The following is a 16,049-nucleotide window of genomic DNA, read 5'->3' as shown; positions in this document are numbered from 1 at the left end:
GTCATTCATCCATTTTGTCGTTAGTCACTATGCTGAGTGACGTCATCCCCACCATCACCTTCATTTGCGAATCAGCCTGCGCGGGCGATTTTTGCTCGGCGAGCGGCAATACCCCGCTGATTTGCTGAAATTCCGCCCCCACGACGACCCATCGCTCTTGCCCCGCCGGCACCTCGAAGCGATAACGCAGCGTCTCCCTCGGTTGCAAAATGCTCTGGTGCCGGCTCAGCGCCCCTTCCGACGGTGCCGTCTCGCGGCAAGGGGCGCCATCGCCAATCCCGTCGGGCATCCACCCCGAGCGATTGGTTTCGATGACGCAAACCTTGACCGGCTGCGCCTGTCCGGCCGCATTCGGGTTCACGTTGTCGTTGGCGGTCACCTCGACATCGATAAACCGCAATCGACGCCCCGCATCGGCAGCCCCGTCGTGAGAAAACCAGCTGCACCCGCTCAGCATCCCCACCGCCAACAGTCCCCCTGCCGCGATCCCCCGGAGCGTTTTCACCATGCTGAACTCCTATGCATTAACGAAACATTTGGTCTGGCTCGGCGCGACCTGAGTGGCGACCATGTTGTTGTTGTTCGTCGTGCTGGAATCACCTAACCGCGTGACCGGCATCCCGCCGGTGAAATACTTCCCCGACCCCTGCATCGGCTGCATCTGCGCCGAATGCGTCCCCGAGGCGGCGCCGATCACCCCGCCCGAATCGACGGTGGCCACGCGAATGCTGCCGATGTTCTGTTCATTGCCGCCGCAAAGGAAATAGTTAGGCACGTTCGGTATGCCGGTATTGTTGGGCGCGGTATTCGGGCCCGGCGCCGGGATCATCGGGTCACAGCCGGCGAAGCTGATCCCGGCCGTGTTGTTGTTGGCTGCGGTCATGATGACTTACCCCATATGTATCTGGCCGCCGTCGATCTTCAGCACCGCCGAAGACTTCAGGGAACCAATTTCACTGTTGATGACGAGGGATTGCCGGGCATCCTGAATGATGTGCTTCGCCAGCACCTCGTCGGTTTCCTCCACCCGCCGGCTTGCGTGCTTGCTGCGCACAAACAGGCGTTGAGAGATTTGGTGCAGCGTTTCGGCGACCCAGCGGCTGCTGCGCGTCAGCAGCGTAAAGTGCGGGCTGCGCAACGTCAGCCGCTTGCCGCCTTGCAGTTCGATCTCCGGCGCCACGATGCGCAAGTTGGCGCTGCGGCTGTCCAGCGTCATGACGGCGTGCGCCTGTTGCCGCGACAGGATCTCGGTAATGACCAATTTGTCGCCGTCGACGATGACGCAAACGCGATCGCCCGCCAGCGGCTGAACCAGGCAGCTGGTGGCGACCGCCAGGCAGTGGGCGCGCATGCCATCGACATACAGGCCGCCATTGGCGTCGGCCGCCAGCGTTACCACCTTGCGCCCCCCTTGTTCGGCAAGCGGAGCGCTGCGCACCAACTGCAAAGGCGTCACCCTGGCGTTGGCATAGACCTTCTGATGCTCTCTTCTGGACTTATACATATCTGCTTACTCCTGTTGGCCGTTGATACGACGGTTGCCGCGGTCCCGGTTGTTGATGCGCATACCAGGCGTCGATCGCACTCAAGAACGGATCGGCGGTAAGCGGCACATTTTCGGCGCGATGACGCTTCGCCCCATGCAGGCGGGCGCTCTGTTGCTGGGCGGCGGTCAACGGCTGTTCCATCAGGTTCGCCTCCCGCATCTCGGCCTGCTCCATGTTGGCCAGCGCCAGATCGCACGCCCTGAACTCCGCCTGCGTCAGCCTGGCGCGCCCCCAGTGGGCGCCGTTCATCGCGCATTCGCTGAACCGGGCCTTCTGCGCCTGCGCCAGGGTCAGCGTCGCACGCTCGAAATCGCAGCGCAGCGCCTGCACTTCGGCAAAGATCGCCGACGTCAGATCGCTGTCGGCGAACGAGCACCCTTCCAGCTCGCTGCGGTGAAAGCTGGCGCCCTGCAGCCGCAGCTGGGCCAGGTTGCAGCCCGACAGGCGGCAGGTGAACCAGATGCGCGCCTGCCCCTCGATCGTCTGCCAGCTGCATTTCTCCAGCCGGCAACTCCCCATGATGTGGCGTTCGAGGGTCGATGCCTGCCACAGGCACTGCGTGAGTTGGCAGGCATACCAATTGGCGTCCTGAATGATGTCCTGTTGGAACATCAGGTTGGTCAGGATGCTGGACTGCACGGCCAGGTGCCCCAGGCTGCTGCGCTCGACTTCCGCCCCGTTGACCTCGCACTGGATCAAACTGCAGTCGTCCAGCAGACAGTCGCCGATGTAGCACCCACGCAGCATGGTGTCGTTGCACGCCAGATTGCACAGCAGCCCCCGTTGCAGCGTCAGGTTGTCAAACCGGCATTCGTTGAACGACAGGCGCAGCAAGCTGCCGCCGACCACGTTGACCTGGTTCAGGGTGCAGCCCTCAAAGCGCACTGCCCGCAAATCGCATCCTTCAAACGTGACGCGCTCGAAATGGCAGTCGATAAAAAAACAGTCGCTCAGCGTCAGTCCTTTCAGCTCGCGATCGTGGAAGCGCCGCTTTTTGAAGGTTCGCGGCAGGGGCGGCGTCTGCGACACCGTCTGAGCGACCTCCAGCTCAATCACCTCGGTGTCAGGCAGGGCCTGCTGAATCACGCGGCTTTCAGTTTTCATGCGCATAGTCCCCCTGAATAATTCTGCGTGGCACCCAGCACGCGCGCTCCAGCAAACACCCGCTGAAACGGGTGCCGGCGTCCTGCCAGGTCATCGCCAGATTCGCCGCCGCCAGGTTGCACTGCTCAAATCCCGCATCGCGCAAATCGGCGTTATAAAACATCGCTTGCTGCGCGCTGCTGTTTTGCCAGCGGGCGTGCGCCAGTACGCTGTCTTTAAACCGCACGCCGGCCAGGTCGCAGCCGACGATCGCGCAAGCCGTCAGGTCGGCCTCGTCGAAATTGCATTCGGTGAAAACGCTGTACTGCAGCTGACACCTCTCCATACGCGCCGCTTTCAGCCCCACTTTGGTGAAGCCGCAGTCGCTGAACACGCCGTGGGAGAAATTCACCTGCATCCCCGCCGTCATGCTCTCGATTCGGCAACGTTCGAAGCGCACGCCGCGCCAATTGCCGCCAAGAAACGAGTTCTTGGTTAACGCCATATCCAGCGCCACCGCCCCCTCGGCCAGACAGCGGTTGAAGACGCAGGCGTCCAGCTCCCCTTGCAGGAATTGCGCGCGGATCAGCGTCGAGCCGTTGAACATGCCGTTGCCAATCGCCCCGCGCTCAAAGCGGCTCGCGGTGAAATCCCCCCGCTCGAAGACGCAGTAATCGAGCTTCACGCCCTCGGCCCGCATGCCTTGCCCCTGCGGCTCTTCCAGCGTCACTTTTTCGAGGACCGCCTCCTGCCATACGCTTTCCGCCATCAGCGGCTTTTGCAGGGTGCACGACACCATGCGGATCCGGCGCAGCGCCGCCTGCGTCAGGTTGACCGCATCAAAAACGCAGTTTTCGAAGGTGCAGTTCTCCAGAACGGCCTGTGAAAAGTCGCAGCGCTCAAAACGGCATTGCAGAAAATGCTTGTCCGACAGCGCAGGGCCGCGCAATCCGGTGAAGGTTTTCCCCTCCACGGTCGCGCTAGCGGGAAAAAACGCGTCATTGCCCTCTTCGGCAGGCAGATCCGGCAAATCGGGCAGCGTCACGGTAGCGGGCTCCGCCGTCGTCTGTTGCTGGTGCAAGGCAATCGCCTCGCGAATGCGTTGATAGAAAACGGCAGAGTCGCCCAAAGACGTGGGCGACGGATCGTAACGCAGATCGCTGGGGTGATCCGACGCCGCCTGGATGACGTTCAGCCCCATCTCCGCCGGCATCAGATCCGGATCGAACAGGAACTCGAAAGGCGAAGCGTCGTCGTCGCTGCGTTTATGGTGCACCTGCCGGAAATAATCGAACGGGCGCGGCGCGTCGCAACGATCCAACGCCAGCATCAGGGACTCGATGGACTCGTCCAGAAGATGCGTCAGCGGCGCGTTGCCGGTGAAAATAATCAGCGCCATGTCGCTGTCGGGCAGGAACCACAGCGTTTTTCGCTGCAGTTCGATTTCCTCGAGGCCTTCGCTATCGTGGCGGCGTATGAATGCCCGCCCGCGCACCGCCGGCAGCTCGCCGCGAATCGCCTGGCTCTGCGCGCCGACGCCCTGCAGTTCGAAGGGCACCCTATCCGGCCACGCCGCTTCCGGCAGCCACTGCGCCGGCGGCGCCATCTGGTAATAGCGCCGATCGATATCGGCCGGCAGCCCGGGAAACGCCTTCTCGAGGTAGGCTTTGCTCGCGATCTGGCCCGCCACCTTATCGATATGCGCCTTGCGCAGCGAAAACTCGTGCGGCACCGGCGCCGGCGCCGCCAGCGGGGAACGCTCCTGTGCGGAACCCTCGGCGGACAAGGTCATCAGCAGCGGCCGCAGCCCATCATTGCAACCGCGCCCCACCGGGTTCTCCTTGCTGTCTTTACCGCCCCAGGCCGAGGTGTGGTCCAGCGGCACGCTGAGGAACGGTTCCGCCCCCATCGCGCCGCGTCGCCCCTCGCCCTCCACCCGCCAACGGCGCTTAAGCCCGCCGATGTCGGCGCTGACGTCCAGCGTTTTTACCGGCTGCCCGACGCCGGCATGGCCGGCGATCAGGTATTCGGCGAACGGCTTCGGCTCAGCAACGTCCAACACCGGCAGACTGAGCGGCGCACGCTTCCACGCCTCCCAGATTTCGGCTTCGTTCACGAAGTGTTCCGGTCGGGACAGGTAGCATCCGGCCACGACGCTGATGCCGAGCCGGCTGTCTGCGCCGATCTGGTAACCCCCTTTAATCACTACCAATTGCTGTGGCCGTATGATTCTCATTGCCGCGCCTCGTTAGTTTTTGCTTTGCATCCCGACTTTTTTCAAATCGACGCCGGTCTCGGACAGTGACGCGCCGGTGTAGCTGATGGACACCCCCGTCGTGCTGGTGCTGCTGCCGGTATTGCTGACGCTGCTGCCGGTATTGCTGACGCTGCTGCCGGTGCTGCTGACGCTGCTGCCGGTGGTGCCGACGCTGCTGCCGGTGGTGCTCACGCTGCTGCCGGTGGTGCTGATGCTGCAGCCGGTGGTGCTGGTCGAGGAACCGGTGGTGCTGATACTGCAGCCGGTGGTGCTGGTCGATGAGCCGGTGGTGCTCACGCTCACGCCGGTAAAGCTGGTGCTGCTGCCGGTCTGGCTGGTGCTGACCGTGGTATAGCTGTTGCTCTCGCCGGTCATGCTGTTGCTGATGCTGGTGAAGGAGTTACTTTCGCCGGTCATCGAGTTGGAGACGCCGGTGCAGCTGGTGCTCTGCCCGGTAAATGACGTGCTCAACCCGGTGAACGACGTGCTGACGCCGGTAAACGACGTGCTCACGCCGGTGAACGAGGTGCTGACGCCGGTAAACGAGGTGCTGACCCCGGTGGCGCTAAGACTGACGCCGGTCAGTGAGGCGCTGACGCCGGTGATCGACGCGTTAAATCCGGTAATGCTGAAGACGTAATCCTTGTAAGAAACGTGGTTGGTGAACCAGTCCGTAAAGGTGCGGCGGATGATGTCGAACTTGTCCATCCCCACCTCGGTGGCCTGGTTGCGCTCGACCGTGGTTTGCAGATCGCGTTCGGCGTGCAGCATGACGCGTTCGTTGTTGCGGTTGTCGTCGAAGGTCAGCTGGCTGGCATGCTGCGGTTTGCCGAAGCGCAGCGAGCGCGACACCATCCCCGAGTAGTTGATGTATTCAGGCAGTTGATAAGGCGGCGGGTTATCGCCGTTATAAACGATACCTGTCACCATCGGGCGATCGAGATCGCCGTCGACATAGGTCACCAACACTTCCTGGCCGACGCGCGGCATGGCGATCACGCCCCAGCCTTTCCCCGCCCAGGCCTGCACCACGCGGATCCAGCACGAGCTGTCTTCCTCGGTGGTTTTGTAGCGATCCCAGTGGAAGTGCACGCGAATGCGCGCAAACTTGTCGGTATGCACTTCGGAATTGGGCGCGCCGACCACGGTGGCGCTCTGGATGCCCGGCATCTGCGGCTTGGGCGTCTCGCGCAGCGGGCGGAACGCCACGTCGTCGTTCAACGCGTTGAAACGGCAGGTCACGTTGCGGCCGTCGCTGCTGCTGTCGGGGCCATCTTGCACGAACACATAGTCGCAGCGGGTCAGTTTGAAGCGGCGGTTGCGGTTGGCGTCCGGGTGCAAAATCAAGGAGAAGTCCTTGCCGGCCATCAACCCGACGGCGTTGCTCTCGCCAAACAGCAGGTGGCCGTCGCTTTGCATTTCTTCCAGGCGCAAACGCGCCAGATTCTCGCCGCGTTCAGTATCCACATAGCCCGCCGCGTAGTCGTACCACTCCAGCGGCGTGTTCTGCAGGCCGAGGCGGCTCTCTTCCACCTTGGTTTGCAGGTTCTTGCGCGGGTTCTGGAAGTCGAAGTCACGCAGCACGATTTCATTCGGACGCACTTTGCGGGAACGCTGGATGCGCTGGATCCCTTCGCGGATGGCGCGGTTTTCTTCGCTGTCCGGCATGAACGGCAACACGGCGTAACCGAAATCCAGATCGTCGAAATCCTGCCGGTCGGTGATCACCAGCGTGTGCTTATCCTCGGCGTGATCGAAGTAATACCAGATGCCTTCGTCTTCCAGCAGGCGGCTGATAAACGCAAAATCCGTTTCGGAAAATTGCACGCAATACTCACGCGTCGGATAGGTGCCTTGAATATCCAGACGGTAGTCGGCAAAGCCATAGCGAGAGAAGATTTGCTCGATGATATCGAGCACGTTCAGATCCTGGAAAATACGGCTGTTGCGGTTCTGCATCAAAAACCACAGCCAGGTGCTCAGCTCCAGTTTGTACACGAACTTATCCTGATGCTGCCCCGCATCGGACGCGCCGATCACGTAAGCATAGAAAGGCCGCGAGCCGAAATCCGGCCTTTCTATCTGGATGCGGATCCCTTCACCCAGCAAGGATTCATAATCCACGTCCGCCTGTTCGCATTCGAATTCGAGCGAATATTGCGAGTTGCTCGACAACCCTTCTTGGGTGGTGAAGCTGAGTGGAAACGCATTTAATTCGGCTAACACCGGGTTATCAATTTCGATTAAAGGCATAACAACCTCTCTGATCCGATATCGAACCCCGCCCCGCGTTTGCGGGCCGGCGGTAAATTAAAAATCAGTCGAAATAAACACTTAAGCTATCGTTCTCGACCATGAGTTGGATATTTTGCAGTTCCTGTCCCGTCCGTTTGCGCTGCAGCACTTCATTGCTGATCGGCGGCAAGATCGCCTGCTGCAGCAGCGACTCGACCGCTCTTCCGCGCGATGGATGGGCGCTGATGCGTTTGGCGATCCAGCCTGGGATGTCGCCCTCCAGCACCAGCGACACGCCCACTTCTTTGTGCAAACGCTGCTGTAAACGTGAAATCTGTTTGGTGGCGATATGGGTTATCGCTTCGGTGGAAAGCGGCACGTAAGGAATGACGTTCATGCGCGCCAACAGCGCCGCCGGGAAAAAGCGCGCCAAGACGTCGTGCAGCATCGGGCGCAGCGCCTCGGTTTTCAGCTCCGGCGTTTCCGCCAGCGTCGCTTCTATTTCGCCGGCGCCGATGTTGCTGGTCATCAAAATAAAGCACTGGCGGAAGCTGATCATGCGGCCCTCGCCGTCCTCCATCACGCCCTTGTCGAAGACTTGATAGAACGCTTCATGGATATCGGGATGCGCCTTGTCGAATTCGTCGAGCAGCACGATGGAATAGGGTTTGCGCCGCACCGCCTCCGTCAATTTGCCGCCCTTGCCATAGCCGACATAGCCCGGCGGCGCCCCCTTCAGCGTGGAGACGGTGTGCGACTCTTGAAACTCGCTCATATTGAAGACGATCAGGTTATGCGCGCCGCCGTACATCGCCTCCGCCAGGGCGAACGCGGTCTCCGTTTTGCCGACGCCGCTCGGGCCGGACAGCATGAAAACGCCCAACGGCCGATCGTGCGCCTGGATGCCGGCGCGGGAGATCCTCACCGCCTGCGCGATTTCGTCGATCGCCGTCTGCTGGCCGAAAATCTGGCGACTCAGCAGTTGGTTGAGGTTGAGCGCATTGTCCAGATCGCTTTGCAGCATGCGGCCGGTGGGGATGCCGGTCCAATCCGACAGCACCTCCGCCACGACGCGATCGTCCACCCACGGATACACCAGCGGCAGACCGCCGCCCTGCAGCTCGCCCAACTCGGTAGCCAGCTGCGGCAAACGATCCGGCGACTGCTGCTCTGCATCGAGCAAGGTGGTGACCGCCTGCTGCTCCTGCGCCTGCCGCTGACGCAGCGCATCCAGCTCTCCTTCCATCTCGCTGAGCGTCTGCTGCAATTCGCTGATGCGGGTGAGCGCCAGATCGTCGAATTTGCTTTCTTCCTGCAGGCCGTGCATTTCGGTACGCTTCACCGCCAGCCCGGCCTCGAGCGACTCGATTTTTTCAGGCTGCGCATGTTGGCTCAGCGCCACCCGCGCGCAGGCGGTGTCCAGCAGGCTGATGGCCTTGTCCGGCAGCTGCCGCGACGGCAGATGGCGCAGCGACAAGTGCACCGCCGCCTGCAGCGCCGACTCGCGGATCTTGACGCTGTGGTGCTGCGCAAAATGCGGGGCGATGGCGCGCATCATGTTCACCGCATTCTCTTCGTCCGGCTCTGAAACCAGCACGTACTGGAAACGGCGCGTCAGCGCGGCATCCGGCTCGATGAACTGTTTGTATTCCGACCAGGTGGTCGCCGCCACCATGCGCAGCGCGCCCCTGGCCAGCATCGGTTTCAACAGGTTGACGGCGTCGCCGGTGCCGGCCTGCCCGCCGGCGCCCACCAGCGTATGCGCCTCGTCGCAGAACAAAATCACCGGCACGGCCGAATGCGCAATGGCGTCGATCAGCGCTTTCAGGCGCGATTCGAATTCGCCCCGCATGCTCGCCCCGGCCTGCATGCGCCCCAGATCCAAAGACAGCAGCCGGGCGCCCTGCAGCAGCGGCGGCACCTGCCCTTGGGCTATCTTGCAGGCCAGCGCTTCCGCCACGGCCGTTTTGCCGACCCCGGCTTCGCCCACCAAAATCGGGTTGTTCTGCCGACGGCGCAGCAAAATGTCGATCACCTGGCGCAGCTCCGCTTCGCGGCCAATCACCGGGTCAATTTCACCGTCGCGCGCCTGACGAGTCAGGTCCGCACACCATTTATCGAGTATCTCGACCGTCTCGGGCGCATCCGGCGCCTCGCCGAGCGCGCCGTAGCTTTCTTCTTCCTCCTCCTCGTGTTCGACAGACTCCGCCAGAATCGCCGGGTAGTCGTCGAACAGCTGCGGGATCGGCAGTTTTTTAAACTCTTCGCTCAGCCGGTACAGGCTGCGCTGCAGCGTGGGATCCTGCAAAATGCCGACCAGGATATGGATGGTGCGCACGCCGCCGGACGGCGTTTCGGCGAGCTGGCTCATCAGCAGCCCTCTTTCCACCACCGTTTCCAACTGCGTCGACAGATCCACCACCGCATTCGTCCGGTTTGGCAAGGTATGGAGAATGCGATCCAACGCATCGCTTACTCGCTGAATATTGATCGCGTAGTGCGCCAGGATCAGCGGCAAATCGCCGCGTTCTTTGTCCACCAGGACTTTCAGCCAGTGTTCAAGCTCCACGTATTCGTGCCTGAAGGTCCGGCACAGCTTGGTGGCTTCAACGAAGGACTGATAAGCAAAGTGGCCCAATCGCGAAAAAAGACGTTCTCGTTGATACACCTTAAATTTCCTTATATTAAGTTGTTGATTGATAAACCAGCTGCCTAAACGTCCCTGTCTTAGGTTTCAGCCAGCTGTCTTTACTCAGCGACTTGCCGCCCAGCTGCGCCGCCATGCCCGGCTCCGTGGCGATCAGCAGGCTGACGTCCAACATCAGCTGATGGCTCGTGAAGTCATGGCAGATGCTCACCAGCGCCTGCAGCCGCCGGCTGCCGCGCTGATACTGCTGATAATGCGGGGCCCCCAGCGGCCCGATTTGAATATGCGCGCCGTACTGGGCATCGAAAAAGCGGCTACCGATGCGCGTGCTCCCTAGCTTGCCCAGCTTTTGGCTGCCGTTTTTTTTGCCGTCGTCGATCCATTTGGCGTAGCGCGGCGTAATTTCGATGGGAACGGCGAAGTAGGCCGCCAGCATCTTGTTAAGCTGGCGCAGCGAGCGGCGGCCCGGCAGATAAATGCCGGGGTAGGCTTCGCGCAGGCTCTGGATATGCGGGTTCACGGCCAACGTGGTGTCGACGCCCACCGTCTGCCGCAGATGATGCAAGAACGGGTTTTTGTCATCGTCATGGTCATGCCCGATCATCGCCTTCAGCTGCGCCCAGGCCCGGTAATGCAGTACGGCGAAGCGCTGGCTGACGATGCCGACGAACTGCTGGAACGCCTGATTACGCCTGGCGATGACTTCGGTGCGCGCATGCTCGGTCACATGGATCGGCAGCGGGCCGTAAGGGGCGAACATGCCGAAATGCCGCGCCTGAATCAGCACCTGCGTAGGGCGTTGTACGATGGAGGCGATTTCACGCGAGGCAAAGCCCATATCCGCCGGCTGAGTGATGCAGAGCCTTTCGCGACTGCGATCGTTGGAGACGCCGAGCCGCGGCGCATCCGGCTGCGCACGCTCGATGCGCCGCAACAGCTCGAAGAAATCCTGCCGATTGGACAGCCCGCGGATTTCGGCCTGGCCCACGCTTTCGCCTTGGGCCCCCGGCGCCGGCGCCTGTTCCAATGACAGCGCCGTTTCGCGCATCAGCGACATATCAGCCATAGTAGAGCGCCCCCCAGTCGGCGTGGGTTTCCCCATCCAGCAACAGCTTCATGCTCAACGTTTGGTTCAGATCGCCGTATTGGCTCAGCGCGTGGTGCAATATTTTGCCGAACAGATAGGCGCCGTGATCGGCATGATGGTTGGCGCTTAGGTTGACGGCGATCTCGGCCCCGCGGATCCAGGCCAGCGGCCCCGGCCCCTGATTGCGTTCGAAGTGGTGCTCCACCCAGGCGTTTTTGATGCTGGCGATGCGTTTGCGCTGGCTGGAGTCATCCTGATGGCAGAACAACGACAGCCAGTCGCGCAACAGCGCCGAGCAATCCTGCACGTCAGGGCGCGCATGGCGCAAAGGATTGGAGGCCAGCATCTGGATCGCTTGCCACGCCTGGCTGATGTTCGGCACCGCGACAGGGTTGCTCGGATAGCGGACGATCTCCACCTGGTGGATCGGCATCGCCGTTTCCAGCTGAAAATGCGGTTGCTGCAGGTGCGCAGGCACCAGATGCCGTTCGCAGACCAGCGCCTCGACGCTTAGCGACGTGATGTCATCGATGTCGATGCCGCTTTTGCCCGGCGAAATGGCGATAAAGGTATCTTCGTTGGGCAGGTGCGGGTTGTTGTATTTGGATGGGGACGGTTCCCGGCGGCGGTGTAACGTATAGCCGGCCGGCTCCCGCTCGCAGTCGTAGTGCACGTCGGCCTGCAGCGAAGAGAAAATCACCGGGTTGCCGTCGGGCAGCATGCCCTTCACCTGTTTGACGCTATGAATCTCATACAGCGAGGTGTTCAAACGATCGACCACCAGCTGATGCTCCGTGCGCTCTCCCGTCAGCAGCACCGGCGAGCAATGGCGGCGATACAGGTTGATGACCGGGGTCGCGAAAAGATGAAAATCCCTGGCGTTGACGCGACCGATCAGCGTAAGCGGGCGTTGCTCAAGCGCGAACAAAATCTCGAATTCATGGACGCGTTCACATTGGCGCAGAAAGTCCCGCACGCCATGCAGCTCCAGGCTGAAGAAGCGGCTCGGCGCCGCAAAGTACTCGCGCATCAGGCGGTTGCCGGGCAATTCCCCCACCGCGGTGGGCAACAACGCCTCTTCGTCGCCGACGCCGCCCAGACGCAGGCTTTCCGGTTGCAAGACTTTGATGACCGGCCGATCGTCGTTTTTCGCCCATAGCACGATGCGCAAGGTGCGATTAAGCAGCGCGGCCATCAGCTGGTTGGCCCGCACCGTATCTTCCGCCAACGTCAGGTGCAACGGCTCGAGATCCAGTTCCGAGACGGGCAACACGCCGTGCGTGGTCAGGCCGATTCTGACGTAGGCCGAACAGTCTTGCATATGCCTGGCGGCGCCGTCGGGCAAATGGTGAGGCGGCAGGATTTCGCATTCCGCCAGCGCAATCTCAACGGGCTGCACTTTAATATGCCGCGCCGTGGTGAAGGTGGCGGGTTTGTTGTTCAGCGAGATATCGTTCAGGGTCATTCGGCTCCCGCGCGGCAGGTCGACCTGGCTGTGCCACTGGGGAAAAGAGAGATCGGGCTTAATCGCAACGGTGGCGATCGCGGGAACCGGCGTGTACCACAAGGGCGCCAGGCGCGAAAGCATTTGCAAGGCGAATTCTGGCTGCTCGTTGTTCAGCTTTTCCTGGATGCGGGTGCAAAGAAAAGCAGAGCCCTCCAACAGGCGCTCGACGAAAGGATCCAGCACGCCGTCGATATGCATGCCTAAATGCTGAGCGACCTGGGGATGCGAAGAGGCGAACTGACGGCCGGCCTCGCGAAAATAACGCAGCTCATCATTATATAATTGGAGAAAACGCTCACTGAACATAGTCACCTCTATTAATCAAATACGTGTACGGCGCCACAGGAATAATCAAGAGCTATGCGCAAATTCACCAGCATTTCGTCACCCGGTAATGAGCAGGTGCCATAGATATCGAATAAGATCGCCAATACATACGATTGACGCTCATTCACTACCGGCACCACGCGAATCGTTTTCGGATCCAGCCGTGGCTCAAAAGACGTAATGATTCTTTGTATATGTCTCGCCAGCGTTAGCGGATCGGTATTAATCGGTATTCGTTGGCTCAACGACGGCAGGCCATAATTCAATACCGAGCTTTCGCTGTGCGCATAATCGTGAAGTTTTAAATCTGCGCTGCGCGATGCGTCATTCAATAAGAATTCGATATCGCGCACCAGGACGCGCCGCCAATTATCGGCGCTGCCGCTTTGACTTCTCACGCTGAGCTTATCGAATAGCATGGGTAATGACGCTTTCATTTAACACCTCGCGGTAATGAGTGTGTCTGCCCGCAAGATCTGCGGGCAGACGGCCTGCAATAAGTGTTACGACATCAATGATCAGATGCGGGCGTTAAGCTTGAGGTCATACCCCGTCTTAATCACCGCACCCATGGAGCCATCGTTGTTTTGCTCTTTGTACTCAACTTCGATACGTGCGAAATTCAGCTTGATAACATCGGTGGGCAGCACGGTATCGATTTCAGTACCGATGGTGGAGTTCAGCGGCATATTACCCACGGTCTTGAATGAGGAAACCAGGCAGTTACTGAAGGTCACGGCAATAAAGTCTTGCTGACCCTGGCCTGATTTACGGCAAACAAGTTTTGCCTGAGGAATATGCTCGCCGGTGGCGCACATCAGAAACAGCTTCGGCGAAGCCTTATTGCTTACCATACGGAATTCAAAGTCTTTCATTTCGACTTTGCCGGAACCACCGCCGCTGCCGAATCCCCAGCGCCCGGCATTTTCCTCCGCCCATTGCCAGGCTTGCAGCTGAATCCATCCCGGATAAGTTTGGTCAGGGGATTCACCGTCAACACCTTCAATCTTCAAAAAATAGTCTACTAAAGCTTTAGTGCTCATTTTTGTCTCCTTGACTGATAGGTCCTACTACGTTAATTGAAATGTCTACTCAGATAAGTCGTTATATTGCCTACGCAATCATTGAAATAGCGACAATGGGAACCCATTAGCCATTAATAAATAGCCATGACGCAGAGAATAACGCCGCTAAATTTCAATGAAATATCAATTCTCACCCACGCCATTTAATAATTAACGTCGGCAATATCCAAACCAATGACCAGCCGTGACTTATCTGCTCCCATCTTTTTTGGCTGACGGAAGTTTTGATACCAATCGCAAGGACACGGTCATGCCTTCCAATTGGTAATGCGGGCGCAAATAGAAATGTGCGCGGTAATAACCCGGATCGTCTTCAACATCCTCAACGCGAACTTCGGCGGCGGCCAATGGACGACGCGCTTTCGTCGCTTCCGTCGACACGGAAGGATCGCCATCCACGTAATTCATCAGCCAGTCATTCAGCCACAGCTGCATATCGTCTCTGGAACGGAAAGAACCGATTTTGTCGCGTACGATGCATTTCAAATAGTGTGCAAAGCGGCACGTGGCAAAAATGTACGGCAGCCGGGAGGAAAGCTTGGCGTTGGCCGTCGCATCCGGATCTTCATATTTCGCCGGGGCATGCATGGTGCAAGAACCGATAAAGGCGGCGAAATCAGAATGTTTGCGATACACCAAAGGCAAGAACCCGGCGTCTGACAGCTCTTGCTCGCGCCGATCGGAAATGGCGACCTCCGTCGGGCACGTCAGCTCATAACCGCCCTCATCGGAAGGGAACGCGTAGGCGGGCAGTTCCTCCACCGAGCCGCCGGATTCGATGCCGCGGATTTTCGAACACCAGCCGTACTCATGGAAGGCGCGGTTGATGTTGACGCCCATCGCATACGCCGAGTTGGCCCAGGAGAAATCATCATCCATATCTGGCCTGACGGCCTCCTCGAAGGCGAACTCTTCGATCGGGTTGGTCTTCGCACCGTAAGGCAAACGCGACAGGAAACGCGGCATGGTCAGCACCAGATAACGCGAATCGTTGCTTTCGCGCAGGCGGCGCCAGGAAGCGTATTCCGGCGTGGTGAAAATCTTGCCGATATCCCGCGGGTTGCCCAATTCGTTCCACTTGCTCATCTGCAGCAGCGACGGCGAAGCGGCGGAAATAAACGGACAGTGCGAGGCGGCGGAAATTTTCGCCAGCTCCGTCAGCAGCGTCACGCTCATCGGGCTGTGATCGAACTCAAAATCGCCGATGATGCAGCCGAACGGCTCGCCACCGAACTGGCCATACTCTTGTTCATAAATTTGTTTGAACACCGGGCTTTGATCCCAGGCCGATCCTCGGTAGCGCCGCAGATTGCGCGTCAGCTCATCCTGGCTGATGTTCAATACCCGAATCTTCAGCGTTTCGCTGACGTTGGTATTGTCGACCAGATAACTCAGACCTTGCCAGGCGGACTCCAGCTTCTGGAACTCCTTATGGTGCAAGATATTGTTCATCTGCTGCGAAAGCTGCTCGTCGATCTGGGCGATCAGCGATTCAATGGTCAATACGACATCCTGGCTGACCTTGACCTTGCCCTGGTTGGCATATTCGGACAGCGTGCCGATGGCCCGACGAACCGCTTCTGAGGCCTCGTTCGTTCTGGGCCGGAACGAACGCTTGAGCAGACCGTCAAGCTCGTTTTCCGTTTCCTGCGTTTCAACTTCAGCGACCGCCGTTGCCTGCTGCTTAGCTGAATAGCGTCGTTGCCTCGCTCTCATTCCTCATCTCCTTTATTCCCGGAATCCTGCACATCCTGTTCCGCATCCGCGACCGTTTTACGTGCATCCGTCACCAAACGATGCAGAAAATCGGGCTTCTCCAGCAGATTCTTCACCACCTCTTCCGCGCTGGATTTGCCATCCATATACGTGATCAGTTCCGTGAGATGTTCGCGGGCCTCCAGCAGGCGTTGCATCTGCGGAACCCGTTTGGCGATGGCGCCGGGCGAAAAATCCTCCATCGATTCAAACTCTAATTCCACGTCCAGCAGCGCATCATCCTCACTCAAGGTATTCTCCACGTAAAATTGAAGACGAGGTTTAATGGCCCGCATGCGATCGTTGAAATTGTCCTGATCGAACGTCAGGAATTTTCGCTCTTCGATCGGCAGCAAAGGTTTTTTCCGATGCCCAGAGAGATCGGACATGACCCCCGTGACAAAAGGTAACTCTACTTTCTTTTGTGAACCGTAGAGCTCTACGTCATATTCAATTTGCACGCGGGGCGCGTTATTTTTACCGATAAATTTCTGAGAGCTTGAGTCCTTAGCCATTGGA

At 59.4% G+C, this 16,049-nt stretch carries 13 protein-coding genes; all 13 read right to left on the bottom strand.

What is annotated here, in order from left to right:
- Position 1: 1 nt before the first annotated feature.
- On the bottom strand, positions 2–508 hold the full coding sequence (locus tag AWX27_RS07115) for a type VI secretion lipoprotein TssJ (RefSeq protein ID WP_060420446.1): 507 nt from the start codon (positions 506–508) through the stop codon (positions 2–4).
- A gap of 9 nt (positions 509–517) precedes the next feature.
- Positions 518–883, bottom strand: coding sequence for a PAAR-like domain-containing protein (locus AWX27_RS07110; RefSeq protein ID WP_038872288.1), 366 nt, complete (start codon positions 881–883; stop codon positions 518–520).
- 6 nt (positions 884–889) lie between these two features.
- The gene (locus AWX27_RS07105) at positions 890–1,504 is read right to left on the bottom strand and encodes a DUF3540 domain-containing protein (protein ID WP_019456420.1); all 615 of its coding nucleotides are present in this window, start codon (positions 1,502–1,504) and stop codon (positions 890–892) included.
- Entirely contained in the window at positions 1,497–2,651 is a 1,155-nt protein-coding gene (locus tag AWX27_RS07100) for a pentapeptide repeat-containing protein (protein WP_230200943.1), read from the bottom strand. The genes AWX27_RS07105 and AWX27_RS07100 overlap by 8 nt, the downstream gene beginning before the upstream one ends.
- Positions 2,641–4,866 carry a DUF2169 family type VI secretion system accessory protein gene (locus AWX27_RS07095; RefSeq protein ID WP_060420444.1) on the bottom strand — a complete coding sequence of 742 codons (2,226 nt, stop codon included), beginning with the start codon at positions 4,864–4,866 and terminating at the stop codon, positions 2,641–2,643. The genes AWX27_RS07100 and AWX27_RS07095 overlap by 11 nt, the downstream gene beginning before the upstream one ends.
- Positions 4,867–4,878: 12 nt before the next feature.
- Positions 4,879–7,140: a type VI secretion system tip protein VgrG gene (gene vgrG / locus AWX27_RS07090; RefSeq protein ID WP_060420442.1), complete on the bottom strand. Its 2,262-nt coding sequence runs from the start codon at positions 7,138–7,140 to the stop codon at positions 4,879–4,881.
- Positions 7,141–7,204: 64 nt separating this feature from the next.
- Positions 7,205–9,790, bottom strand: coding sequence for a type VI secretion system ATPase TssH (tssH, locus tag AWX27_RS07085; RefSeq protein WP_060420440.1), 2,586 nt, complete (start codon positions 9,788–9,790; stop codon positions 7,205–7,207).
- 16 nt (positions 9,791–9,806) lie between these two features.
- Positions 9,807–10,835 (bottom strand): type VI secretion system baseplate subunit TssG, encoded by a 1,029-nt coding sequence (gene tssG / locus AWX27_RS07080; RefSeq protein WP_060420438.1) that lies wholly within the window; start codon positions 10,833–10,835, stop codon positions 9,807–9,809.
- Entirely contained in the window at positions 10,828–12,669 is a 1,842-nt protein-coding gene (gene tssF / locus AWX27_RS07075) for a type VI secretion system baseplate subunit TssF (protein WP_055317104.1), read from the bottom strand. Before tssF ends, tssG begins: the two co-directional genes overlap by 8 nt.
- 11 nt (positions 12,670–12,680) lie before the next feature.
- A complete protein-coding gene (locus AWX27_RS07070; RefSeq protein ID WP_038872306.1) occupies positions 12,681–13,127 on the bottom strand; it encodes a type VI secretion system baseplate subunit TssE in 447 nt (148 codons plus the stop codon).
- A gap of 81 nt (positions 13,128–13,208) precedes the next feature.
- A complete protein-coding gene (locus tag AWX27_RS07065; protein WP_004935369.1) occupies positions 13,209–13,733 on the bottom strand; it encodes an Hcp family type VI secretion system effector in 525 nt (174 codons plus the stop codon).
- 231 nt (positions 13,734–13,964) lie between these two features.
- A complete protein-coding gene (gene tssC, locus AWX27_RS07060) occupies positions 13,965–15,491 on the bottom strand; it encodes a type VI secretion system contractile sheath large subunit (RefSeq protein ID WP_019456177.1) in 1,527 nt (508 codons plus the stop codon).
- Positions 15,488–16,045, bottom strand: a complete 558-nt coding sequence (gene tssB, locus AWX27_RS07055) for a type VI secretion system contractile sheath small subunit (protein ID WP_038872309.1) — start codon at positions 16,043–16,045, stop codon at positions 15,488–15,490. Before tssB ends, tssC begins: the two co-directional genes overlap by 4 nt.
- Between the last annotated feature and the right edge of the window lie 4 nt (positions 16,046–16,049).

It is taken from the genome of Serratia sp. 2880STDY5682894 (assembly GCF_001537385.1).
Taxonomy (GTDB): domain Bacteria; phylum Pseudomonadota; class Gammaproteobacteria; order Enterobacterales; family Enterobacteriaceae; genus Serratia; species Serratia nevei.
This window is presented reverse-complemented; position numbering and strand designations above follow the sequence as displayed.